Source organism: Metabacillus sp. RB-C-LZQ-3-1, from assembly GCF_058315175.1.
Map to the genome: position 1 here is coordinate 295,371 of NZ_JBZFLI010000003.1, position 25,483 is coordinate 320,853.

The 25,483-nt window shown below is 36.8% G+C and carries 17 protein-coding genes and 1 riboswitch; all 17 genes read left to right on the forward strand.

The features are described from left to right. Positions 1-139 precede the first annotated feature (139 nt). Positions 140-241: riboswitch (purine riboswitch) on the forward strand. Between the two features lie 257 nt (positions 242-498). The 17 genes from AC4GZ8_RS06850 to AC4GZ8_RS06930 all read left to right on the forward strand — a co-directional run bounded on the left by AC4GZ8_RS06850 (position 499) and on the right by AC4GZ8_RS06930 (position 25,167). After that, entirely contained in the window at positions 499-1,794 is a 1,296-nt protein-coding gene (locus AC4GZ8_RS06850; protein WP_491081072.1) for an NCS2 family permease, read from the forward strand. A gap of 257 nt (positions 1,795-2,051) precedes the next feature. After that, positions 2,052-2,807, forward strand: coding sequence for a 2-dehydro-3-deoxy-D-gluconate 5-dehydrogenase KduD (gene kduD / locus AC4GZ8_RS06855; protein ID WP_491081073.1), 756 nt, complete (start codon positions 2,052-2,054; stop codon positions 2,805-2,807). A gap of 45 nt (positions 2,808-2,852) precedes the next feature. After that, positions 2,853-3,683: a 5-dehydro-4-deoxy-D-glucuronate isomerase gene (gene kduI / locus AC4GZ8_RS06860; RefSeq protein WP_491081074.1), complete on the forward strand. Its 831-nt coding sequence runs from the start codon at positions 2,853-2,855 to the stop codon at positions 3,681-3,683. A 320-nt stretch (positions 3,684-4,003) separates the two neighbouring features. Beyond that, complete coding sequence (locus AC4GZ8_RS06865) at positions 4,004-4,378, forward strand: sensory rhodopsin transducer (protein WP_491081075.1); 375 nt, start codon at positions 4,004-4,006, stop codon at positions 4,376-4,378. A gap of 85 nt (positions 4,379-4,463) precedes the next feature. Continuing rightward, positions 4,464-6,230 carry a cache domain-containing sensor histidine kinase gene (locus AC4GZ8_RS06870; RefSeq protein ID WP_491081076.1) on the forward strand — a complete coding sequence of 589 codons (1,767 nt, stop codon included), beginning with the start codon at positions 4,464-4,466 and terminating at the stop codon, positions 6,228-6,230. After that, complete coding sequence (locus AC4GZ8_RS06875) at positions 6,223-7,761, forward strand: response regulator transcription factor (protein ID WP_491081077.1); 1,539 nt, start codon at positions 6,223-6,225, stop codon at positions 7,759-7,761. The genes AC4GZ8_RS06870 and AC4GZ8_RS06875 overlap by 8 nt, the downstream gene beginning before the upstream one ends. A 373-nt stretch (positions 7,762-8,134) precedes the next feature. Then, on the forward strand, positions 8,135-9,439 hold the full coding sequence (locus tag AC4GZ8_RS06880; RefSeq protein WP_491081078.1) for an ABC transporter substrate-binding protein: 1,305 nt from the start codon (positions 8,135-8,137) through the stop codon (positions 9,437-9,439). Positions 9,440-9,526: 87 nt separating this feature from the next. Next, the gene (locus AC4GZ8_RS06885; protein ID WP_491081079.1) at positions 9,527-10,426 is read left to right on the forward strand and encodes a carbohydrate ABC transporter permease; all 900 of its coding nucleotides are present in this window, start codon (positions 9,527-9,529) and stop codon (positions 10,424-10,426) included. Between the two features lie 47 nt (positions 10,427-10,473). Further along, positions 10,474-11,316, forward strand: a complete 843-nt coding sequence (locus AC4GZ8_RS06890; protein ID WP_491081203.1) for a carbohydrate ABC transporter permease — start codon at positions 10,474-10,476, stop codon at positions 11,314-11,316. A gap of 67 nt (positions 11,317-11,383) precedes the next feature. Further along, the gene (locus AC4GZ8_RS06895) at positions 11,384-12,022 is read left to right on the forward strand and encodes a YesL family protein (RefSeq protein ID WP_491081080.1); all 639 of its coding nucleotides are present in this window, start codon (positions 11,384-11,386) and stop codon (positions 12,020-12,022) included. A gap of 165 nt (positions 12,023-12,187) precedes the next feature. Further along, positions 12,188-13,477: an ABC transporter substrate-binding protein gene (locus AC4GZ8_RS06900; RefSeq protein WP_491081081.1), complete on the forward strand. Its 1,290-nt coding sequence runs from the start codon at positions 12,188-12,190 to the stop codon at positions 13,475-13,477. A gap of 17 nt (positions 13,478-13,494) precedes the next feature. After that, entirely contained in the window at positions 13,495-14,529 is a 1,035-nt protein-coding gene (locus tag AC4GZ8_RS06905; RefSeq protein ID WP_491081082.1) for a glycoside hydrolase family 88/105 protein, read from the forward strand. A 31-nt stretch (positions 14,530-14,560) separates the two neighbouring features. Beyond that, complete coding sequence (locus tag AC4GZ8_RS06910; RefSeq protein WP_491081083.1) at positions 14,561-15,238, forward strand: rhamnogalacturonan acetylesterase; 678 nt, start codon at positions 14,561-14,563, stop codon at positions 15,236-15,238. Positions 15,239-15,294: 56 nt separating this feature from the next. Continuing rightward, positions 15,295-17,331 (forward strand): beta-galactosidase, encoded by a 2,037-nt coding sequence (locus tag AC4GZ8_RS06915; protein ID WP_491081084.1) that lies wholly within the window; start codon positions 15,295-15,297, stop codon positions 17,329-17,331. After that, the gene (locus AC4GZ8_RS06920; RefSeq protein WP_491081085.1) at positions 17,309-18,682 is read left to right on the forward strand and encodes a family 4 glycosyl hydrolase; all 1,374 of its coding nucleotides are present in this window, start codon (positions 17,309-17,311) and stop codon (positions 18,680-18,682) included. The genes AC4GZ8_RS06915 and AC4GZ8_RS06920 overlap by 23 nt, the downstream gene beginning before the upstream one ends. A gap of 349 nt (positions 18,683-19,031) precedes the next feature. After that, positions 19,032-22,253: a rhamnogalacturonan lyase family protein gene (locus AC4GZ8_RS06925; protein WP_491081086.1), complete on the forward strand. Its 3,222-nt coding sequence runs from the start codon at positions 19,032-19,034 to the stop codon at positions 22,251-22,253. 421 nt (positions 22,254-22,674) lie between these two features. Further along, positions 22,675-25,167, forward strand: a complete 2,493-nt coding sequence (locus tag AC4GZ8_RS06930; protein WP_491081204.1) for a rhamnogalacturonan lyase — start codon at positions 22,675-22,677, stop codon at positions 25,165-25,167. The last annotated feature ends 316 nt before the right edge of the window (positions 25,168-25,483 follow it).

Sequence of the window (25,483 nt, forward strand, 5' to 3'; positions counted from 1 at the left end):
TTTAAAAGCCTCAGTGCCTTTATATGAAAAGGTATTGAGGCTTTTTGTGTTTTGTAAACATTATTTTTCTATAAAAATATCAATTTGAGAATTATTTACATTGACGCCAGGGCTTTTTTTCTCTAAAATGTTTTCTTATATTAATATAATATATTGTCCTTGTATAAGTTTAGGAATATGGCCTAAACGTTTCTACCAAGCTACCTTAAATAGCATGACTACAAGGGTTACATATGTTCACTAGCAGTTATTACTGGTGTGTGTAATCTTTGTATTTGAAGCTTTAGGGTAGATGACCCTAAAGCTTTTTTTGTTGTCTAAGGAAATTATTAATTCCAAGTACTGTGGATAAGCGCTTTTACATCCAGCTCCGGCGCCTAGCCCCTCGAGGTCATAAGGCAATTTAGAATTGAAGGCATAGAACGACTTCAATTCTAAATCGTCTTATTTGCCCTAGGCTAACCAAGGCGCCTGCGCTTTAGTTATTAGGAGGTTAAGATGAAACAATTTTTTCAGTTTTCGGATAGAGGAACAACGTATCGACAAGAAATTTTAGCAGGTATGACAACTTTTCTGTCGATGGCTTATATTTTAGTTGTGAACCCTTTAGTGTTATCAGAAGCAGGAATGGACAAAGGGGCTGTATTCACAGCAACAGCTGTTTCTGCCATTATCGGGACCTTATTGATTGGTCTTTTAGCAAATTATCCGATAGGGATTGCACCAAGCATGGGGCTAAATTCGTTTTTCACATACTCAGTTGTTATTGGGATGGGGATCCCTTGGCAAACAGCTCTTACAGGAGTGTTTATTTCAGGAGTATTATTCGTCATTCTTAGTATTTTTAAGATCCGCGAAAAAATCATTGAGGTTATTCCGCAGGATTTAAAATTTGCGATTGGCAGTGGAATTGGCTTCTTTATTGCGTTTATTGGCTTGAAAAATTCAGGTATTATTCAAGCTGATCCAGCCACATTCGTGTCACTAGGAAATATCCAATCCTGTCCGACATTATTAGCGATCTTTGGGTTTATTGTGACAGTTATTTTACTAATAAAAAACATACGTGGCGGAATTTTTTATGGAATGGTTCTTACTTCGATTATCGGGATGTTATTTGGAGTCATTGAAAAGCCATCTGCAATTGTTGGAGCTATTCCAAGCTTAGAGCCAACCTTTGGTGTAGCATTATTACAATTAGATCAAATCTTTTCAATCGAATTATTAGCCGTTGTGTTTACATTCCTATTTGTTGCATTTTTTGATACAGCAGGCACATTGATTGCAATTGCCAATCAAGCAGGTTTAGTGAGAGAAAATAAAATTCCAAATGCAGGCCGTGCACTTCTAGCAGATGCTTCAGCTTCTGTCGCAGGCTCTGTGTTAGGAACATCAACAACAGCTTCTTTTATTGAATCATCAGCAGGTATTGCTGCTGGAGGTAGAACTGGTTTTACTTCTGTCATTATTTCTGGATTTTTTGCCATAGCTTTATTTTTCTCTCCACTTCTTTCGATTGTTACTTCAGAAGTGACAGCACCAGCATTAATTATTGTGGGAGCTTTAATGGCAAGTGAGGTCCGCCACATAAGATGGGAGAGGCTTGAAATTGCTATACCTGCATTTGTGACGATCATCATGATGCCATTAACGTATAGTGTAGCAACCGGAATAGGTCTTGGATTTATTATGTACCCTATTACTATGCTTGCATTAAAGAAGCACAAAGAAATAAATCCAATTGTTTATGTATTAGCTCTTATTTTTATGGCATATTTTGCATTTGTTTTATAATTATGATTAAAAGGCCTTCTTCTTTTTTGGAGAAGGTTTTTTATATTTTTATAAAAAGAAGATAAACAAAAAATATATTAAACCGAACATAATCGAACGATTTAAAAATAACAAGCTCATTGTACTTGCTAAGTAAATGCCAAAAAAGACGGCAACCAAATAATTTATCGTTGTCATCTTTTTTATTTGTGCTATAATCAAACTATACTGAACAATATCGAACATTTAAGTACGATAATAAACAAGGAGGGGCCGAAATGGATTCACTTTTTTCTCTAAAAGGAAAAGTTGCTTTATTAACAGGAGCAAGCCGTGGTTTAGGTCAAGGTATGGCGGTTGGATTAGCTGAAGCTGGTGCTACCGTTATAGGTGCTGGTATGAGCGATATGACAGAAACACGGAACAAAATAGAATCTATTGGTGGCGTGTTTCATGACTTGAAAATTGACTTGTCAGAGGATCAAGCTGCCCAAAAGCTAGTAACTGAGGCATTAGCGATAACGGATAGAATTGGTATTTTAGTTAATAATGCCGGTATTATACGAAGAGCGGAAGCTGAGAATTTTTCAGATGATGATTGGTTTGAAGTTATTAAGGTCAACCAGCATTCCGTGTTTCAGCTTTGCAGAGAAGCAGGAAAGCATATGCTTGAACATGGCTCAGGTAAAATCATCAACGTGGCATCTATGCTTTCTTTTCAAGGGGGCTTAAGAGTACCTGCCTATACGGCTAGCAAACATGCTGTTGCAGGATTAACTAAATCTCTTGCAAATGAATGGGGAAGCAGAGGTGTGAATGTAAACGCTATCGCTCCAGGCTATATGGAAACAGATAATACTTCTCAACTAAGAGCAAATAAAGAGCGGAACGAGTATATTACTTCTAGAATTCCTCAAGGTCGTTGGGGGACTCCTGAAGATCTTAAGGGTGCGGTCATTTTTCTAGCATCTGATGCTTCCAGCTATGTTAATGGTCATATTTTATGTGTTGATGGTGGATGGATGAGCTCTTAAGTTTAGCTTTTACTAGATTATGAAAATTGAAAGGGGAATAAGAAAATGGAAATTAGACATGCGACAAATCCAACAGATTTTAAAAGTTATACTACAGAAAGATTAAGAAGTGATTTTTTAATTGATTCACTGTTTGTTCAAGGTGAAATCAACATGACGTATTCACATTATGATCGTGTTGTAACTGGTGGTGCTATTCCAACTAATCAAGCTCTTAAACTAGAAGATCAAGAAACTTTAAAAACAGAGTACTTTTTAGAAAGACGAGAAGTTGGCATTATCAACATTGGAGCAGAAGGAACTGTTTTAGTTGATGGGCAAGCATATACATTGAATAAAAGAGATTGTCTATATGTTGGATTAGGTAACAAAGAAGTATTATTCGAGAGCAAGAGCTCATCAGATCCAGCTAAGTTTTACATTGTATCCACTCCTGCACATAAACAATATCCAACGAAAAAAGCACCAATTGAAGATGCGGAGCCAACTCATTTAGGATCTGATAGTGAATCAAATAAGCGTACAATCTATAAATACATTCATGCAGATGGCATTCAAAGCTGTCAGTTAATGATGGGGATGACATTATTAGAGCCTAACAATATGTGGAACACAATGCCAGCGCATCTTCATGATCGTCGTATGGAAGTCTATCTCTATTTTGATATGGACGAGAATTCAAGAGTATTCCACTTTATGGGAGAACCGAAAGAAACAAGACATTTACTCGTGAAAAATGAACAAGCTGTTTTATCTCCACCATGGTCAATTCATTCAGGTGTAGGCACTAGCAACTATACATTTATTTGGGCTATGGCTGGTGAAAATTATACGTTTACAGATATGGATGCTGTAAAAATGGAAGAATTGAAATAACTGAGTATTTAAGATAGTGCGTTATCCTAATTGGATAGTGCACTATTTTTATAATGGTTGATTGGATGGAGTGAAAGGCTTGAGTATCATAACATAACCAAAGGCACCATCTCGATCTCTATTAACTTATGAAAAATACACTGATTTCTAAACTTTTTTGTCTGATAATTATCTATTTATGTTCGTTCATATTTTATATGATTAAGAGAAAAGACATTTTCATTCTGTAGAAAAGGGAAATGAAACGGTAATCAACCCTGCTGCTGTTATTATAATAAATGTAATGGGATAATTTATACATTTATGAAGGAGGAATTAGCATGTATACTGGTAAAGGAGAAACACATTGGATTATACCAGATGGGTATATTCCACCACAAAGTACTGGGGAATTAGTTAGTCATGAATCCATCTGTATCCTAAATTGTCATCATCAGGATGCACAACTGTTTATTACAATTTATTTTGAAGACCGTGACCCAATCGAAAAGATTCCGGTCATTGTTCAAGGAAAAAGAAGTAATCACCTTCGAACCTCATCTTTAGAATTGGACGGTAGGAAAATACCAGTTGGTGTTCCATATTCTATTGAAGTAGAAAGCGATATTCCTATTATTGTTCAATACAGTCGCCTTGACTCTACACAGCCTGGTCTAGCCCTAATGTCAACTATGGGTTATCCGCTTAGAGCTTAGAGGAGGTAACTTGCTAAAGCAAGTGCCTATTTAACCATTTAATGAAAGCGGTTACCTACAAATCATAAATTGGAGTTCTAAGATGATGAAAAACATGAAAAATTGTATTTCAAACCGATACAACAACTTAAAAATAAAGTATAAGTTAATCATCATTATTTCAACGATCATGGTTGTTTGTTTATCATTTATTATCTTAGGATTTCAGTATGCATTTAATAGCTATGACGAGCAAATATATCGTAAATCCTCCCAAGTATTAATTATGTCTTCAAATCGAATTGAAGATGAACTAAAAAACATAGAAGAAGTTTCATATAAAGTATTGGCTGATAACTCAATTCAAAGGGCATTAATTGAAGCAAAGAAAGAACTCACAAATTATGATCAATACCAAATTGAGAAAGAAATCAGGGATACGTTGACAAGCTATATAGGATCTGAGGAATATATTCAATCCATTCATTTATTCGACACAAATGGCAAAGAATATCAAGCAGGTAAAATCACAGCCTCTATTCTTTATGAAAATATTGACCATCTTGAGCAAAGAGCAAGAGAAGGTGATGGAAGAAATGTCTGGGTCTCACTAAAGGATTCTCAAAATACCATTTTTTCAGCAAGACAGTTAAGGTCCTATCAAAATCTGAGTCTAGACAATTTAGGTACATTGATCATTGAGGTATCACTAAATGATATTGTAAAGGAGCTTCCTAGGGAGTGGGGAGGACACGAGGGACGTATTGTCATTTCAGATGGAGAAGACGTCTTTTTCGCGGAAGAAACATCTACACAGCTTGATAAATTGAATTTAACTGTGAATGATAGGCAAGGCTACCAAATTCAAAAACTATTTGGAAGAAACTATTTTGTCACATACTCAAATTCTTCGTATGCCAATTGGACTTATTGGAATGTACTACCTTTTGAAACGATGTTTGCCAAGGTTACTACGATTAAGTTTATGGTCATTTTTTTATTTTTTGTCATCTTATTATCTTCTATTTTCTTTTTTATTCGTTTTTCGAAAAGGATTACGAACCCAATTGAAAACTTGGTTTCTGCAATGAAAGTCGTTCAAAACGGTGATTTTAAAGCTGTAGATACATTTAAATTATCTGATAAAAAAGATGAGATAGGTATACTTCACAGGAATTTCTTTATCATGATCGAACGAATTAATGATTTAATCAATGAAAACTATGAGAAACAGCTTCTTATAAAGGACACGGAATTTAAAGCATTGCAATCACAAATCAATCCGCATTTTCTCTATAATACACTTGAATCAATTAATTGGTTAGCGAAAATTAATAAACAGGATCAAATCTCCAAAATGGTTGAATCACTAGGATTTTTGTTAAGAAATGCAATTAGTTTAAAGGAAGATGTTATTACTGTTCAAGAAGAAATCGAAATGGTCCAGCACTATATCACTATTCAAAAGTTTAGGTTTGAGGAACGATTAGATTTTTCACTGGATATCCAAGAAAATGTGAAAGGATGTCTTGTGCCGAAACTAATGATCCAACCACTTGTCGAAAATGCGATTAATTATGCCTTAGAAATGATGATGGAGCCATGTAAAATAAAAGTCTCAGCTTTTAAAGAAGGGAAAGAATTGCATCTTGTTGTTGAGGATAATGGATTTGGGATGGACAAAGCTCAGCTTGAACAAGTTAGAAGGGGAGAATTCAAGACAAGAGGAAATGGGATTGGGCTTAGCAACATTGATTCCAGAATAAAATTTGTCTTCGGTACGAAATATGGATTACAAATCGATAGCGAGTTAAACGTTGGAACGAAGGTGCTCATTATCATTCCATATCAAACGAGGTGGGGTTATGTATAGAGTATTACTTGTCGATGATGAGAGAATTATTTTAGAAGGTATTTCAAGTATTATAAATTGGGGAGAAATCGGTACAGAATTGATTGGAACTGCACGAAATGGACTTGAAGCCTATGATTTTATTGTGAAGGAACATCCAGACATTGTGATTTGTGATATTAAAATGCCTGGTATGACTGGTTTGGAGTTAGTGGAAAGAGTGTCTAAAGAATTTCCTTCTATTAAATTTATCATTTTATCTGGCTTCAATGAATTTGAGTATGCTAAGCAAGCCATGGAACATGGAGTTAAGCATTATCTATTAAAGCCTTGTAACGAGAATAGTATTGTTGAAGCACTAACAAGTATTATGAATGATTTATCAAAAGACGCAAAGAAAGAGCAATTTCTCTTTGATATGAAGAGTAGACTGGATCAGATTCAACCATATGTGAAAAAACAGCTGCTTAAGGAATTTATTACAAGTAAGCTTGATAGAAATCAAAGTATTCATTTTTATGAAAAGCTGTTAAGGGTGAATTTTCACGATGAATTCATAAGACTTATCATTTTCCGTATTGAAGGCGACTATCATTATGAGCATATGTTTGTAATCGAGAATCTTGGAGAAGATCTTTTTTCTGAATCCGTCTTATCAACTAATATAGGAGAATATGTATTATTTCTTGTGGATGAGCAGAATTTCATCACTCTTCAAGAAAAAATTGAACAATTAAGAAACCATTTCTTTAAAATTTATGAAATGGATATGACAGTTGCGATTAGTGAGATGGATTGCATAACAAATGTTAGAAAACTATATTTAGAGGCACTTGAATGTTTAAATCATCGTTTCTATTTAGGTGAAGGAAGCATTATAACAACAAATGATATTCAGAAGGATACGAAATTAACGGATTATGAGTATGATGGACAAAGTTTGTGTTTATTCATTAAATCTGGGAATCTCGAAAAGGTTGAAATGGAAATACTTAATTTTTTCGAGGAATTAGCCAGCAAGAGGCTTTCAATTGGATTAGCACGATCATATGTTATGCAGTTATTCTTGGTAATGATTCAACATACTGATCCTAAAAGGATTCAATCATATACAGGGAAAATGTCCTCATTGCTGGAAATGGATACGATTCAACAAATGAAAGAATCATTTCTTGTTACAGCAAATGAGATTACACAGATTTATTATGAGAAACATAAATCCAATCATTCTGAGGTTATTCAGAAAATGATCGATCTTGTTGATGAAAACCTTGCAAATACAGAGCTATCACTAAAATGGGTTGCAAATAAGGTGTATATGAATGCTGACTATTTAGGGAAGCTTTTTAAACAGGAAACAGGTGAAAAATTTTCCAGTTATGTGACACAGCAACGCATTAATAAGGCGATGGAACAAATAGAATTAATGGATGATATTAAAGTGTTTGCAATAGCTGAAAGTATAGGATTTGGTGATAATCCACAATATTTTAGTCAGGTATTTAAGAAATTCACAGGGTATTCTCCTTCGGAATATAAGAAAGTAAATTGATCTTTTATAGCTCATATTCTATTGAACTAGAATGTGAGCTTTTTTGTCCTAATAGATATAGGAAGAAATACCTGTCATGTCGTTAATAACCATATGATAAAAAATGGATCTATCCCACTCTTATCGAGCAGTAGGACCCCCGTCTCAAGCTTCTGAGTTTACAAAGAGGCTAAGTAGGGATAACTGCCTGTAAAGATCAGATCGGTTCAACAAACCAGTGGGGGATGAAGAAAACCCCACTTATGGAAGTTTTGCTTTATCAGAATTCACTGATTTTTGAACAGAGTTATCTGATTTTTGCATTTCAAAAGACCTATAAACCTTATAAAATTAGATTTGTAAGCGTTAACACAAAAAGTGGGGGGAAGAGAAAATGAAGAAATGGTTGTTTTGGATGTTAACAGTTGTCATGATATTTTCTTTAGCTGCTTGTAGTGGCGGAAGCAGTAGTTCTTCTGGAGAATCTACTTCTGATTCAGGTGGCGGAAGTAAAGAAGAAGTTAAACTCCGAATTGCATGGTGGGGATCTGAGCCTCGACATGACTATACGTTAAAAATTATTGAAATGTATGAAAAAGAAAATCCAGGTGTGAAAATTCAAGCGGAATATGCAAGCTGGGATGACTACTGGAAGAAGTTAGCACCCCAAGCTTCTGCACAACAGCTTCCAGACATTATCCAAATGGATCTCTCTTATTTTTCACAGTATGCAGAAAATGGACAATTGGCTGATTTAACACCTTTTGTAGGTAATCAAATTGATACAACTAACTTCACTGATAATTATATTAACGGTGGGAAAATTGGCGACAAATTATATGGCTTTAACTTAGGGGTAAACGTTGTTGGTTTTCATTATGATGAAGCACTCTTGAAGAAAATTGGTGTTGATTCATTAGCTGAAGATTGGACATGGGATGATTACAAGGAAATTGCTGCAAAAGCAAAAGACGCTGGTCTCTTTATGGACACAGGTATGAAAGCGGATGTTTTCTTTAACTACTACTTAAGAACACAAGGGAAATCCTTATATAGCAAGGATGGAACAACATTAGGATATGAAGATGATCAAATGTTTATTGACTTCTTTACGATGACTTCTGATTTAGTAAAAGATGGAGCTGCCCCAACACCTGATTATCTTGCTCAGTTGAAAGGGCTTGAAGATGATCCGGTTGTAAAAGAGAAGGCGGTAGGAATTTGGCAATGGTCTAACCAATTCGTTGGAATTCAGCAAGTAGCAAACCGTCCACTAAAAATCCACAACATGCCAGGGCCTAACACAAGTGATGGACTATATTTAAAACCGAGTATGTTCTGGTCTGTCGCTGAGAATTCAAAACATAAAGAAGAAGCAGCGAAGTTTATCGACTTCTTCGTAAATAATGTTGAAGCAAACAAATTAAATTTAGGAGATCGTGGAATCCCTGGTTCTTCTGTCATTAAAGATGAACTAAAGCCTGTGTTAACACCGGAACAAGTTCAAGTATTTGACAGTGTTGAATGGGCTGAACAAAACAGTTCTGAATTTGATGGTCCGGATCCGATCGGTGCAGGTCAAGTTATTGAGCTTTTAGATAGCTTATCTGAACAAATGAATTATGGTCAAATGAAGCCGGAAGATGCTGCAAAACAATTTAGACAACAAGCAGAAAGCATATTATCTCAAAATAAATAGTGATTAAAACACTAGTAGCTGGTCAATAAACGATCAGCTACTAGACTTTAAAATACCATCACTATTTGGGAGAAAGGAAATGATCGTATGAGTGCTCGCGCCCTTAAACAAAATATGAAAGGCTACGCATTTATTAGTCCCTTTATTATTGGGTTTTTAGCGTTTACGTTTATCCCAATTGTTGCCTCATTATACTTTTCATTCACACAATATAACCTATTCGCTTCTCCAACATGGATTGGTCTTGAAAACTATAAAAAAATGTTTACTGAAGATCCAAGGTATTGGCAATCTCTTAAAGTTACCCTTATTTATGTGTTTGCCGGAGTCCCATTACGTTTAGGATTTGCTTTATTCATCGCTATGGTACTTAACACAGCATCAAGAGCTGTAGGGCTATACCGTACATTATTTTATCTGCCTTCTTTAATAGGTGGAAGTGTTGCTGTTGCCATCATGTGGCGTAATATTTTCGGTGATGAAGGAATTATTAACCTGTTGCTGGCATTCTTTAGTATTCCTGATGTTCGTTGGTTTGGTGATCCAACAGCAGCACTCTGGATGCTTATCTTTCTATCTGTATGGCAATTTGGTTCTTCGATGTTAATCTTCTTAGCCGGATTAAAAGGTATACCAATGACTTACTATGAAGCAGCAAGTGTAGACGGAGCGAACTTTTGGCAAAAATTCACGAAAATTACACTTCCAATGTTAAGTCCAGTAATCTTATTTAATACAATTATGCAAACCATTGCAGCATTTATGACTTTTGTTCCAGCCTTCATTATTTCGAAGGGAACAGGAGGTCCTTTAGATGGAACACTTCTTTACTCACTCTATTTATTCATTCAAGGATTTGAATTCTTTAATATGGGCTATGCGTCAGCGATGGCATGGATCATGCTTATTATTGTAGGGATTCTAACAGCGATTATCTTTGCTACATCGAAGTTTTGGGTTCACTATGAATCGGAAGGAGGAAAATAAGGATGCAAACAAATACAGAAATCAATACGGCTTCAAAACGCTTTGAAATGCCAAATGTAAAGAAGCCGAAGTGGTGGATTTATCACATCCTTGTTGGCGGGTTTGCTGTGCTTATGCTGTATCCAGTTATATGGCTGTTAATGAGCTCCTTTAAGCCAAGTGATACGATCTTTGTAACAGCGCAATCACTTATTCCGGATCCATTTATTCTTTCAAATTTCGCTCAAGGATGGGAAGGAATTGGCGGAAACTCATTTGGTGTGTTTATTAAGAACACGGTAGTCCTTGTTATCATTACTATGATAGGTCAAGTGATTTCTTCAGCTGTGATAGCATTCGGATTTGCGAGATTAAGCTTCTTCGGAAAAAGCTTTTGGTTTGCTCTAATGATGGTTACACTCATGTTGCCTTATGAGGTCGTTATGATACCTCAGTATATTATCTTTTCAAAATTAGGCTGGCTTGACTCTATAAAACCAATTGCAGTTCCAGCTTACTTTGGTCATCCGTTTTTCATATTCCTTTTAGTTCAATTTATTCGAACAATTCCAAGAGAATTAGATGAAGCAGCAACAATTGACGGATGTGGAACATTCAAGATTTTTTATAAAATCATTTTGCCATTAATTAGACCAGCTTTAGCAACAGTATCGATCTTCTCTTTTTATTGGACTTGGGATAACCTGTTAGGACCTGTTCTTTATTTAAATAGTCCTGATAAATATACTGTTTCAATGGCTTTAAATATGTTCTTAAGTAATGAAACAGTTTCAAACTGGGGAGCTATGTTTGCGATGTCGATTGTTACACTAATCCCTGTATTTGTTATCTTCTTCTTATTCCAACGACATGTTGTTGAAGGAATTAGTACAAGCGGATTAAAGGGTTAAGCTTTAATAGCCTAACCCCTCATCTGAACGTTTTAAGAAATTATTAAAAAAGGAATGGGGCAGAGCTATGGAAACACATGGATTTATGAGTGGTGTAAACAACATACTGGAATGGATTTCACGATTAGCACTATTAAATGTATTGTGGATCGGTTTTTCCTTACTAGGTTTTATTGTCCTTGGTTTTTATCCCGCAACAGTTGCCATGTTTGCTGTTGTGAGAAGATGGGCAATGGGAGATTTTGAGGCACCGGTGTTTTCCGTGTTTTGGAGCTCATATAAAAGCGAGTTTATGAAAAGTAATATGTTCGGAGCTGTTATATCGCTGATTGGAATAATCTTATTCATTGATTTCCTGTTTTTAAAACAAGCTTCTTCAATGGTTCAAAACTTGTTGAACGTTCCTTTTTTAATCATTTCCCTTATTTTTATTTGTTCGTTGCTTTATGTGTTTCCAATGTATGTTCATTACAACATGAAGGTATTGGATGTACTAAAAAATGCATTTTTTGTGATGGTGATGAATCCATTTAAAACACTTATTATGCTGATTAGTTGTGTGGGGTTAGTTATTTTGTTTTCGTTTGCTCCACCACTTATGATCGTTTGCAGTGGAAATGTATTAGCATTGGTCATGTCCAAGCCGGCAATGAATGCGTTTAACAAAGTAAATAAAAAACATGAATCAGTGACCGTTCATCAATAAAGAAAAAGATTTTAAGTAGATAGATCAAGAGTAAATGCTTACAATTGAAATGATGAAGAAACCACTGTTTTTTCATCATTTCAGTCTGTATTTTTCATTAAAAATCCTGTGAAACCCTACTAAACTATAATTATATATGTAAGCATTTACAAAGGATGATTTACTATGAAAAAGCTTTTTCTATTAAGTATTGCCCTATTTGTATTATTATCTTTAACCTCGTGTCAGTCAAATCAACTTCAAGATGAAAGTATCAATGATAAAGAAACCATTACGATCAAGGTTGCATGGTGGGGAGGGCACCCAAGACACGAGTATACGACGAAAATAATCGAACTTTTTGAGAAGAAATATCCAGCTATTAATGTGGAACCTGTTTTTGCAAATTGGGATGATTATTGGAAAAACCTAGCGCCTATGGCTGCAGGAAATCAGCTACCTGATGTCATCCAAATGGATATGGCTTTTTTATCGCAATACGGTGAAAAAGGTTTACTTGAGGATTTATCGTCGTTTATCGAAAACGATACCATTGATACTTCATCTGTTCAGGACAGTGTTGTGAACAGCGGGAAGATCGGTGAGGAATTATACGGCTTTACGATTGGCATAAATGTTCTTTCCGTTATTTCAAATGAAATGCTGTTAGATAAAGCTGGTGTAAAAATCCATGATGAGGCTTGGACATGGGAAGAGATGGAGCAAATGGCATTAGATATTAAGAAGAATGCCAATGTGTATGGATCAAATGGTATGCATCCACCTGATATTTTCTTTCCCTATTACTTAAGAACAAAGGGTGAACAATTTTACAACAAAGAAGGAAATGGCCTTGCTTATAAAGATGATCAATTATTTATTGATTATTTTAATATGCAGTTAAGGCTCATTGAAGGAGAGGCTTTTCCAACCCCTAATGAGGTAGCGGCGGTTAGAGGGATGGAGGATGACTTAATTGTTAATGGGAAGTCAGCGATTTCTTGGAATTATTCCAATCAATATGCTAGTTTTGATCAACTGACAGATACACCTTTAACACTAAATTTACCTCCAGAGCATCATAAAAATAAGGCGCTTTTTTTAAAGCCAAGCATGCTTCTATCTATTCCAAAAAGCTCTAAATATAAGGAAGAAGCAGCTAAATTCATTGATTTTATTGTGAATAATGTAGAAGCGAATAAATTAATGAAAGGTGAACGGGGTGTACCAGTTTCTTCAAAAGTATCTGATGAATTGAAGCCGCTGCTTTCTGAAGAGGAATTGGACATTGTTCATTATGTGGAAAAAGCCGCAAAACTTACAGAGGAAATGTATCCACCAGATCCAACCGGCAGCTCACAGGTAATGGAAGTACTAAAGAATATTTCAGACGAGATTATGTATAAAAAAATAACACCAGAAGAAGGGGCAAAAAAGTTTAGAGACCAAGCAATTGAAATATTACAAAAAGGATAATATGGAGGTTTGAAGGTATGCCAAAATTACAGTTTGATGAAAATGAAATCAAAGATTTGCTAGATAAAGTTGTGAAAAGAACATTTGATATGGACTTTAATTGGGATTGGCCGGGTGGTGTTGCCTTTTATGGAGTTGCCGCTGCATATGAAGCAACAGAAAAGCAGGAGTATATCGATCTATTAAAAGCATGGGTTGATGAATGGCTTGAAGATGGTTTACCAAAGCTTTCGATTAATGGAGTATCAATTGGCCATGCGCTGATTACTCTTTATAACGTAACAGAAGATGAAAAATATTTAAATGTCATTAAAGAAATGGCAGACTACCTTCAAAATGATGCACCGCGATTTGCGGATGGCATCTTTCAGCATACCGTAAATTCTGTAAAGGATGTATTCCCTGAGCAAGCTTGGGTGGATACGATGATGATGGCAGGTTTATTCTTACTGAGAGTTGGTAAGTTACTGGATCGTGAAGATTATTTCAGGGATGGCTTAAAGCAGTACCATGGCCATGAAGATTTCCTTCAAGATTCTGTCACTAATTTGTATTATCACGGATGGGACAATATTGCGAAAAATCATATGTCTTCTATTTATTGGGCTCGTGGGAATGGCTGGGCTGCACTAACAATGGCGAAAGCTCTTGAGTTAATTGAAGTACAGGATCCTTCCTATATGATTATCGATTGCTCCTTACGTGATCAATTAAGCGCATTAGTACGACTTCAAGGTGAGAATGGGCTTTGGCATACAATTGTTGATGATCCAACCTCTTATTATGAAGTTTCCGGATCATCTGCAATTGCAGCTGCCCTTCTTAAAAGGGGGTCTTTATACAATAAATATATTCAAAAATCAATTCATGGCATCATCAACGAAATAGAAGAGGACGGAAAAGTATCAAAGGTTTCAGCAGGAACAGCTGTTATGAATGATGCTGATGGCTATAAGGAGGTACCTTATAAGCGTATTCAAGGGTGGGGGCAAGGATTAACTCTCGTCTTTTTAGCTGAATTATTAAAAAGTAATAGACAAGTATTTCATTAATTTCCTAGATTTCTTGTTTGGAGGAGACAGTATGGAGGAATCCTTTACGATTTATTTAGCAGGCGATTCAACAGTTGCAAACTGCCCAAGCAATGAAGCACCAATGGCTGGGTGGGGGCAAACATTCCATCATTTTTTTCAAGACCATGTTGTGATTATTAATAAAGCAATGGGGGGAAGAAGTTCAAATAGCTTTATTGAAGAAGGCAGACTTGAAGCTATTTTAAATGAAATTCACCCAAATGATTTCCTATTTATTCAGTTTGGTCATAATGATCAAAAATCGTATGGAACAGAACCTTACACAACATTTCAAACGAGTTTAACCGAATATATAACAGGAGCTCGTGCAAAGGAGGCATTTCCTATCTTAATCACTCCTGTTCATCGAAGAAAATTTAATGAAGAAGGAAAGCTGGAAAACACTTTAGGTGACTATCCAGATGCAATGATGCAACTAGCAAAAGAACATGGTGTTCCACTCATTGACTTATGGTCAAAAACAAAAAAGTTATATGAAGATCTTGGCGTAGAAGGATCTAAAAAGCTCTTTACGATTTTTGCTCCTAATGAACAGCCCAATTATCCGGATGGAATTATAGATAATACTCACTTTAGTGAGCATGGGGCAAAAGCCGTCGGGAAATTAGTAGTCGAAGGGATAAGAGAGCTTCAATTACCTATTGCTAGATATGTTCTTGATGTTTAGAAATTAGGACCACGATCTCGTGGTTTTTTAAATTCACATGTAGGGGTGATAGCTTAATGAGGAAAAAACTATACCATGGAGCCGCGTACTATCCTGAATTATGGGATGAGGAAACAATTGAAGAAGATATTAGGTTGATGGAAGAAGCAGGGATTAATGTTGTGAGAATGGGAGAGTTTGCCTGGTCCACAATGGAAAAGGAAGAAGGAAAGATTGATCTGAACTTTTTTGTTAACATCATCAACAGGCTAAACAATCATGGAATTGAGACGGTTATGTGTACACCAACACCTACTCCACCTATTTGGTTAACACACAATCATCCCGAAAGATTACATGTTGATGAAGAAGGACGGGTCATGAGTCATGGATCTAGACAGCACATTTGCACGAATAATGCCTATTTTAGAGAAAGAGCCGCGATCATTACAGAGGAAATGGCTAAAGCTGTAGGCAATTTACCTGGAGTAATTGGATGGCAACTAGATAATGAGTTTAAATGCCATGTTAGTGAATGTATGTGTGAAACATGTAAAGCATTGTGGCACGAATGGTTAGAAGAGCGTTATGGCACGATTGATGCATTAAATGATGCGTGGGGAACCCATATATGGAGTCAATATTATCATTCCTTTGATCAGGTTCCACAGCCGGTTTCAACACCTTTTCTTCATAATTCATCGTTAAGAACAATGTATCAGCTGTTTTCATTTGATAAAATCGCCGAATTTTCTGAAGAACAAGCAGCCATTATTCGTCAATATTCTAAGGCACCAATTACACATAATAGCACAACTTTTTTTCATGTCGATAATGAAAGATTATACAAAGAACTTGATTTTGCTTCATTTGATACGTATGCCGAGAGAAGTAACTTTGCTTCGTATTTATTTAATTGTGATTTATGGAGAAATTTCAAATCGGATAGAGATTATTGGGTTATGGAAACAAGTCCATCACATAGTGCGTCTCTAGCTAGTTATGCAGCCCCGCATCCAAATGGTTATTTAAAGGCAGAGGCTGTTGCGTCATATGCTTTAGGGGGAGAAGCGTTTTGTTATTGGTTATGGAGGCAACAGCGTACAGGCTGTGAACAACCACATGGGTCTGTTATTAGTGCTTGGGGAAAGCCGACTGTTGGGTTTAAAAATGTTAAAGAAGTAGAAGCGGCAAGAAAAGAACTTGAGCCGATCATGACCTCGACTAGACCTTTACAAGCTGAGGTAGCGATCACTTATTCTGATAAAGCAAGGGCTTATTTAAAAACAGAGCCACATAAAGGGTTAGATTATCGTTCCCTCATTATCCCATTTTACGAGAATGTACTATCAGCTGGCTATCATCGTGATTTGCTGCCAGAAGGGGCAAAACTAGAAGGCTACAAATTATTATTCACTCCATTTGTCCATTATGTATCTCATGACTATCTTCAAAAAGCTACGAAGTTTGTAGAGGAGGGTGGGATCTGGATTGTTGGTCCACTTACAGGAGGAAGAACTGAAAACCATACAATCCATACAGATGCAGCATTAGGACAGCTAGAACAACTAGCTGGTGTGGAAACACTTTATACGTATCCAATGGATGGAACAGAATCTTATGGTGAATTTATGGGAGTTACAGCTCCATTAAGCTTGTGGAGTTCAGTTTTTCAACCAAAAGCAGGTAAAGCTGTAGGAACAATTAAGGGCGGCAACTCGGACGGAGCTGCTTTTATGACGGAGCATAAGCGTGGTAAAGGGAAAATTGTCATGATCGGTTCACTTCCTGCAGGAGAGTTGGGAGACCTCTTGCTGACAAAATGTATCGATCATTATGCAAAAGAAGCCGACGTACAACTTAAAACAGATGTATCAAAAGGTACGATCGTTGCTCCGCGAACCCGACAGGATGAAACGATCTGGGTGGTTGTCAATATGGATGGAGCAGGAGGAGTTGTGTCTTTACCTAATAATGGAATTGATCAAGTGACAGGAAAACGATTAGAAAAAGGACAGATTGAAATTGGACCTTTTCAGCATAAAATCATCACGTTTCGGATGAACAATGAACAGGGGGGAGAGTTTTCTCATGAAGAACTTACAATCAGTTAAAATCGCCTATATAGGCGGGGGCTCAAAAAGTTGGGCAAGAAGTTTAATGAATGACCTTGCTTTAGAAAGCAGGATATCAGGTACTGTTGCCTTATATGATCTAAACTATGAGGCTGCTGTCCAAAATGCAAAGATTGGTAATCGGATATCACAATTAGATGATGCCAAAAGTGATTGGAAGTATGAGGCAGTTAGCACGATGGAGGAAGCTTTAGTAGAAAGTGATTTTGTTATTATCTCAATCTTGCCTGGATCATTTGAAGAAATGGCGTCAGATGTTCATACTCCTGAGAAATATGGAATCTATCAATCTGTTGGCGACACAGTCGGTCCAGGTGGACATGTTAGAGCGCTGCGGACTATTCCTATGTATGTCGAAATTGCAGAATCAATTAAGAATCATGCTCCGAATGCTTGGGTCATTAATTATACGAATCCAATGTCACTTTGTACACGTACACTTTATGAAGTATTCCCTGATATCAAAGCATTTGGATGTTGTCATGAAGTATTTGAAACACAGCATTTGCTTGGAGAAGTCGTGAAAGAGTATTTTAACGTAGAAGTTGAGAAACGCTCTGATATTAAAGTCAATGTACTCGGAATTAATCATTTTACGTGGATTGATCAAGCAAGCTATAAAAATATCGATCTTATGCCATACTACAAACAATTTGCTGAAAAATATGCTGAAAAAGGTTTTGAAAAGGAAGAAGGGAAATGGAAGAACAGCGTGTTCTCTTCTTGTCACCGTGTAAAATTTGATCTATTTAAAAAATATGGGTTAATCGCCGCGGCAGGGGATCGTCACTTAGCTGAATTCATGCCGCCAATTTATTTAAAAGATCCAGAAACAGTTGCCTCATGGAAATTTCATTTAACAACAGTTGATTTTCGTAAGGAAGACTTAAAGAAGAAGATGAGTGAAAACCAAGCATTGATTGAAGAAACGAAGCAGCTTGAGGTGAAAGCTTCAGGGGAAGAAGGCGTTAAGATTATCCAAGCCCTTCTAGGTTTAGAGGAATTCGTCACAAATGTTAATTTTCCGAATAAGGGTCAAATTGAAGGCTTGCCATTAGGAGCAATTGTTGAAACAAATGCTGTATTCAGAAGAGACTCTGTACAACCAGTGTTTGCTGGAAAGCTGCCGCTTGATATTCATAACATGGTTCACAGGCATGTGCTAAATCAAGAGTCGATCTTGCAAGCAGCGTTAACAAAGGATAAAGCGCTTGCACTTAATACATTCATTAATGAGCCCCTTCTTGCCATTGATCGTACAGAAGCTGAAGCATTATTTGAGGAAATGCTTCAGAACACAAAGCACTATTTACCTGGATGGGCTATTTAAACGAATGAATCCCGAATAATGGTTTTACCATTTTCGGGATTTCCTTTTTATACTACTAAAAAGTTTTAAAATTTTATGGGTGACTTTTGCCATTAGGACTTGGCAATAAGCTCGTTTTTTCTAATCGGGAGTTCTTGATGTGAATCTCACTGTTTTTTAAACGATAAAGTCTGTTATCTACATGTTTTTCTAAAAGGATCCATTTTAAAATAAAAAGGATTATTAATTTAGGATTCTTCAAAATGTAAGGGTTTCCAAAACTTGGGAGGTGTAAAGGGAGTTACGAAGTAGTTGATGTAAGAAATAGAAAGCGGCATTAGGGGATTCAAAAAATGGGAGGTAATGTTTTGTGGGGAAAAGTTTAACCAAAAGATTTTCTGTGTTCACAAGTACAGTTATGTTAACTTCTATGTTTAGTGGACTAGCACCAATAGCTACTCCTTCGGTTACAGCTGCAGATGATGTAAAGAACTTAAAATTTGACTTTGGATCTGCTTCAAGTCCTGTTGCTGAGGGATACAACCAAGTAGCCAATACATTGGTTTATACACCTGAAAAGGGGTATGGATTCAGCTCAGCAGTTGATTTTCGTGACAGAGGGGAACCCGATGCATTATTAAGAGATTTTGCTCTTGCAGGCGGAAGGGAATTTAAGGTGGATCTTCCAAATGGGGAATATGCAGTCAGAATAAAAAGCGGTGATTATATTGCTTCAAATCGTACTAGCTTCTCAATTGAAGAGAAATCATATGGTTCCATTTCATCTAGTGCTGCTAAGTATGAGGAGCTCCAAGCAAATACTGAAGTTACAGACGGACAACTCAATATCGCCATTGGTGAAAATGGACGGATTAATTCACTAGAAATTATCCCCATGATCGCTCCAGGTGGATTAGAAGTAGCAGACAAGAAGCTAGGTACTGAATCAAGTGTATCGTTGAAATGGAACACCGTGGACGGTGCTAATAGCTACAATATATATAGAAAGCTGGATGGAGAAGAAAATGCCATACAAATTGGAAGTACGGAAAATGGAGAATTTATCGATACCACTGCACAGCTCGGATTTACATACAAATATACGGTTACTCAAATTAATGAAGGTGGTATTGAGTCAACACCAAGTGATGAAGTAACTGTAGATGTATTTGATGAAAAGACACAAGCTCCAGGTGAGCCTGCTCAGCTTGCCCTTACTAAAGCTGAAAAGGATTCAATTGAAATCAATTGGAAATCAATAGATGGTGCGGTTATGTACTATATTTATCGTTCAAAATCAGAAGATGGATCATATTCCTTAGTAGGTACGTCTCAAGAGCCAACATTTATTGATTCTGTTGCTACCACAACAAATTATTATTACAAAATTAGTGCAGTAAATTTAGGGGGCTTCTCTGAACTTTCAATCCCACTTAAAACGCCTATTGCCAATACAATGGTTCGCCAAATGGAAGAGCTTGGCCGTGACCTTGTTGCAGTAAAGGTAGAAGAAGGGGTATATGTAAGCTGGCGTTTGTTAGGTACTGATTCTGAGAGTACAGCTTTTAATCTTTACCGTGATGGAAAGAAAGTCAATGATAAACCTATTGCGACTAGCACGAATTATGTTGATTCAAAAGGAACAGTTGATTCTGAATATGAAGTTCGCGAAGTAATAAATGGAAAAGAACAGCCAACAGCTGATAAAGCTGAAGTGTTAAGCAATCAATACTTTGACATTCCTCTTCAAAAACCAGAAGGCGGGACAACCCCTGATGGAGTCGAATATTCTTATAGTGCAAATGATGCCAGTGTGGGTGACCTTGATGGTGATGGTGAATATGAAATCATTTTAAAATGGGATCCATCCAATTCAAAGGATAATTCACGGTCCGGCTATACTGGAAATGTATATATTGATGCATATAAATTAGATGGTACTCGTTTATGGAGGTTGGATTTAGGGAAAAACATCCGAGCTGGAGCTCATTATACTCAGTTCCTGGTATATGATTTTGACGGTAATGGCAAATCTGAGGTTGTGATGAAAACAGCTGATGGTACAAAGGATGGACAAGGCACGATTATCGGAGATGCTAATGCAGATTACCGAAATTCAGGCGGTTATGTTTTAAGTGGTCCAGAATACTTAACTGTATTTGAAGGAGCAACTGGAAAAGCATTAACAACAACAGAATATGATCCGCCAAGGGGAAATGTAAATGATTGGGGAGACGGGTATGGAAACCGAGTTGACCGTTTTCTTGCCGGTGTAGCGTATTTAGATGGAAAAACACCGAGCATTATCATGGCTCGCGGGTATTACACAAGAGCTGTTTTAACAGCCTATAACTTTAAAAATGGTGAGCTTACAAAGCTTTGGAATTTCGATACAAATACTCCTGGAAATGAAGAATATCGTGGACAAGGTAACCATAGCATGAGTATTGCAGACGTCGACTTTGATGGGAAAGATGAAATTATTTATGGTGCGGCTGCAATTGACCATGATGGGACAGGCTTGCATACTACAGGCTGGGGGCATGGTGATGCTCAGCATGTAAGTGATTTAGATCCAACTAGACCTGGACTTGAGATTTTTGGTGTACATGAAAGTGCGGGTTCACCTTATGGATTATCATTCCGTGATGGCGAAACAGGTGAAATTATCTGGGGTGTAAAAACTGGTAGAGATACAGGTAGAGGTGTTTCAGCTGATGTGGATCCTCGTTATCCAGGTGCAGAGGCTTGGGCAATCGGAGGAGCGTGGAATGATAGAACAGGTGGCATCTATACAGCAAAAGGCGAAAAAATCGGTACAAACATTCCAACTTCTAACTTTGCGATTTGGTGGGATGGTGACTTACTTCGCGAATTATTAGATCATGATTTTGATGAAACAGAAGGTAGTCATAGATACGGTTTAGGTGCTGCCAAAATTGATAAATGGAATCCTGAAACAAATAGTCTGGACAATTTATTAACAGATAATGAAGTAACGTCTAATAACTGGACAAAAGGAAATCCGGCTTTACAAGCTGATCTACTGGGAGACTGGAGAGAGGAAGCCATTTGGAGATTAAATGATAGCAGTGCTTTAAGAGTTTATACTACAACAGATGTTACAGAACACCGTATTCCAACTCTTATGCATGATTCACAATACAGAGTTGCGATCGCATGGCAGAATGTAGGGTACAATCAACCTCCTCACCCAAGTTACTTTCTAGGGCATGACATGGAAAAAGCTCCATTCCCTGCTATTCATACTGGGAAAGTTAAAGAAGTAAGTTTTCAAGTAGAACCAGAAGTTCTGAATACAAAAAGCAAGAGTGGTGAGAATGCTATTACTATTACAGTTGACCTTTCATCCAACATTGAAGGGACCGTTAAAGTAGTCAAGCTTCATGTAAATGGAATAACAATTTTTGGAAAAATCATTCAAAATGATCAAGAGGTTAAAATCAAAGTAGATCGTCAGGAGATCATTTCTGCATTAGAAACAATAAAAGGTGAGATTGACGTGACGCTAACAGGTTATGTTGATTCAGGACTAACATTTACTGGAAGTAGTAAATTGAAAGTTAAATAAATTACGATTATGAGAGAGGAATAATGGTGAACATTGTTCCTCTTTTTTTATGAACTGATAATTACACTGTTTTCCTGAGAAATTAAACGGTTTTTTATATGTTCATAAACAAACTTGATCCTTATAATGGGCTTTAGCCTCTTGTGAAAAGGCTTACAAAATAGTTGTGAATACCAAAAAGAAGGAGGAATCAAAGTAGTCTTTTAAAAGAAAACATCTAGAAGAAAGAGTAACCCCAGCAATGAGATGACCTACTATATCTTTCTATTAACTAAAAGTAATCAATACAGAAATTGTTCCCCTCAAGCAATTAGTACACTTTTTCTACTACGAATGAAAAACGAAAGGTGATGAATGAAGCTTGAAAAAACAATCTTTAACGAAAAAACTATTATCCTTATCAATCGCAGCACCACTATTAATGACTGGTTTTCAAAGTAGTTCCTTAGCAGCCTCCCCGAAAGGAGATCATGGAACTGCTGTTCAATTAGAATATCTCGACAGAGGACTAGTAGCAGCAAGCACATCAGAAGGTGTCTTTTTAAGCTGGCGCTTACTTGGAGATGAAATTTCAGGTTATTCCGATTCAGGTTTAACTGGTGTGAATTTTCATGTATTTCGTGACGGACAAAAGATTGGAACTGTTGAAGATAGTACAAACTTTTTAGATCCAAATGGTGCAGCTACATCCAAGTACTATGTGTCAGCTGTGAAAGATGGAAAGGAAATAGATCAAAGCAGTGAAACGACACCATGGAAAAATACATATTACGATTTAAAACTAAAAAAACCAGCAGATGGGGTCACACCTAGCGGAGAGGCTTATTCCTATAGAGCAAATGACATGAGCGTCGGTGATGTGGATGGTGATGGCCAATACGAATTTTTTGTTAAATGGGATCCGACTAATTCAAAGGATGTGTCACAAAAAGGGTATACAGGTAATACATATATTGACTGTTACACCTTTGATGGCACCTTGCTTTATCGAATTGACCTTGGAGTAAATATTCGCTCTGGTGCCCATTATACACAATTTTTAGTCTATGACTTTGATGGTGATGGAAAAAGTGAGCTTATGTTTAAAACAGCTCCAGGGACGAAAGTGATCAACTATGATAAAAACGGACAGGTAACTTCAGAAGAGTATATTACGATGCTGAAAGAAGATACAAAAGCTGGGTACAGTCATCAGGATGACTACCGGATGAACAGTGAAGATTTTTATAACCATGTTGTTGATATGTTTAAAAATTGGCATAACCATGAAGAAGTTGTGAACGGAAATTGGCCAGCAACACTTGAGGAATGCTTCGGAATTGAAAAGCAGTACGATTATCCACTCTCTACTGAGGATGCAAAAGCATTGGCTGATTATTTTATCGATGAATATGCCCCAAGTCGAAGTGCCCGCAACGATTTAAGAGATTTTGAAGGATTTATTTTAAAAGGTCCTGAGTACTTAACCGTTTTTGAAGGTGAAACTGGAAAAGAACTTGAAACAATTCGTTATAAATATGAGCGTCATGATGATGGCTTAATGTGGGGAGATTATGCAATGTCCAGAATTGAGCCAGGCAATCGGGTTGACCGTTTCTTAGCTGGTGTTGCCTATTTAGATGGCCAAAAGCCTTCTGCTATATTCTCAAGAGGCTATTACACAAGAGCAACAATGGTTGCTTATACTTGGGATGGTAAGCACCTAAAAGAACAATGGGACGTTGATAGTGGATGGACTCCAATGACAAATCCGTTTAATGATGGACCACATGGACGATTAGGTACTAGTGAAGAGTATGGATCTCTTACAACTCAAGGTGCCCATTCACTAAGTACAGCTGATGTGGATGGAGATGGAAAGCAGGAAATTATTTACGGATCCGCAACAATTGATCACGATGGTTCGTTATTGTACAGCTCAAGTGATGTGATGCCGCCAGAAAGTGCAACCCCTGGTGTTACGGCTGGTTTAGGACATGGTGATGCCTTACATGTGGCAGATATTGACCCAGATCGTGAAGGACTGGAAATCTTTATGGTTCATGAAGGTGGGCGATACGCACCATATGGTTATGCACTTCGAGATGCTGCAACAGGTGAAGTTATCTATGGTGGATATACTGGAAAAGACACAGGAAGAGGTATGGTTGGTGACGTTGATCCTGACCATAAAGGACTTGAAACCTGGGCTGTTGGCCTTTGGACAGCAGATGGAACTAAGATAAATAATAGTATACCAGGTACGAATATGAATATTAAATGGTCAGCAGACATGACAACTCAAATTGTTGATGGAGCCGTTGATCAAACCCCGACAATCAAGGATTGGAAAAAAGGAACGGTTTTAACAGCTGCAAATACCCGAACAAATAATCATACTAAAGGCAACCCTTCCTTAGTCGCTGATATCTTTGGTGACTGGAGAGAAGAATTGCTTGTGAGAACAGAGGATAGTGAAGCAATCCGGATTTATTTAAGCTCAGACGTTACAGATCGAAAGCTTTACACACTAATGCATGACGCACAATATCGAACAGGTATTGCATGGCAAAATGTAGGCTATAATCAACCTTCATACCCAAGCTTCTATTTTGCTTCAGATACTGAGTGGAGCAAGGTGCCAAATCCTGATATTTTTATGCCTGGTGAATTAACTGCCCTAATAAGCATATTCGAAATGTATGTTGAAAAGAATGAGATAAACGGATCCCTTGAACCAAAACTCGAAAACTCCTTAAAACAGGCTCAGCATCATGTAGATAAAGGCTCATATAACGAGGGCATTTCATTCTTAGAAAAGTTCTTAAAAGAGTTGAATGATGAAAACTCGGTCAATAATGCAACTGAAAAAGCCAAATCTATCTTAACTGCTCAAGCAGAAAAAATGATTGAAAATCTTAGGAGTAACCTATAACGATATTTAGGGTCAAAGCAACTATACTAAGTGCTTTGACCCTATTTTAGAGCGATTATAATTAAGTCAAATTTTGTCAAATGATAGATTATTAAAGAAAGTTGAAAGATTTATATGGAAACTTGATAGATTTATTACCAAAGTTGATAGATTCCAGTCAATAGTTGATAGATTTTCAAAGAAAGTTGCAAAAACATAACCGAAACGATTCATACGCCAAATAAAACCCCTAACGAACGTCCTGAATTTTTTCCGAAGGAAGAATCAAGGGAAGGGTTAATCCAAAAAAGAGGCAAATAGTTATACAGGAAAAGAT

Bases quoted from the DNA above. Each gene is read 5' to 3' on its own strand.
- AC4GZ8_RS06850 (WP_491081072.1), top strand. From the start codon at position 499: ATGAAACAATTTTTTCAGTTTTCGGATAGAGGAACAACGTATCGACAA.
- kduD (WP_491081073.1), top strand. From the start codon at position 2,052: ATGGATTCACTTTTTTCTCTAAAAGGAAAAGTTGCTTTATTAACAGGA.
- kduI (WP_491081074.1), top strand. From the start codon at position 2,853: ATGGAAATTAGACATGCGACAAATCCAACAGATTTTAAAAGTTATACT.
- AC4GZ8_RS06865 (WP_491081075.1), top strand. From the start codon at position 4,004: ATGTATACTGGTAAAGGAGAAACACATTGGATTATACCAGATGGGTAT.
- AC4GZ8_RS06870 (WP_491081076.1), top strand. From the start codon at position 4,464: ATGAAAAACATGAAAAATTGTATTTCAAACCGATACAACAACTTAAAA.
- AC4GZ8_RS06875 (WP_491081077.1), top strand. From the start codon at position 6,223: ATGTATAGAGTATTACTTGTCGATGATGAGAGAATTATTTTAGAAGGT.
- AC4GZ8_RS06880 (WP_491081078.1), top strand. From the start codon at position 8,135: ATGAAGAAATGGTTGTTTTGGATGTTAACAGTTGTCATGATATTTTCT.
- AC4GZ8_RS06885 (WP_491081079.1), top strand. From the start codon at position 9,527: ATGAGTGCTCGCGCCCTTAAACAAAATATGAAAGGCTACGCATTTATT.
- AC4GZ8_RS06890 (WP_491081203.1), top strand. From the start codon at position 10,474: ATGCCAAATGTAAAGAAGCCGAAGTGGTGGATTTATCACATCCTTGTT.
- AC4GZ8_RS06895 (WP_491081080.1), top strand. From the start codon at position 11,384: ATGGAAACACATGGATTTATGAGTGGTGTAAACAACATACTGGAATGG.
- AC4GZ8_RS06900 (WP_491081081.1), top strand. From the start codon at position 12,188: ATGAAAAAGCTTTTTCTATTAAGTATTGCCCTATTTGTATTATTATCT.
- AC4GZ8_RS06905 (WP_491081082.1), top strand. From the start codon at position 13,495: ATGCCAAAATTACAGTTTGATGAAAATGAAATCAAAGATTTGCTAGAT.
- AC4GZ8_RS06910 (WP_491081083.1), top strand. From the start codon at position 14,561: ATGGAGGAATCCTTTACGATTTATTTAGCAGGCGATTCAACAGTTGCA.
- AC4GZ8_RS06915 (WP_491081084.1), top strand. From the start codon at position 15,295: ATGAGGAAAAAACTATACCATGGAGCCGCGTACTATCCTGAATTATGG.
- AC4GZ8_RS06920 (WP_491081085.1), top strand. From the start codon at position 17,309: ATGAAGAACTTACAATCAGTTAAAATCGCCTATATAGGCGGGGGCTCA.
- AC4GZ8_RS06930 (WP_491081204.1), top strand. From the start codon at position 22,675: ATGACTGGTTTTCAAAGTAGTTCCTTAGCAGCCTCCCCGAAAGGAGAT.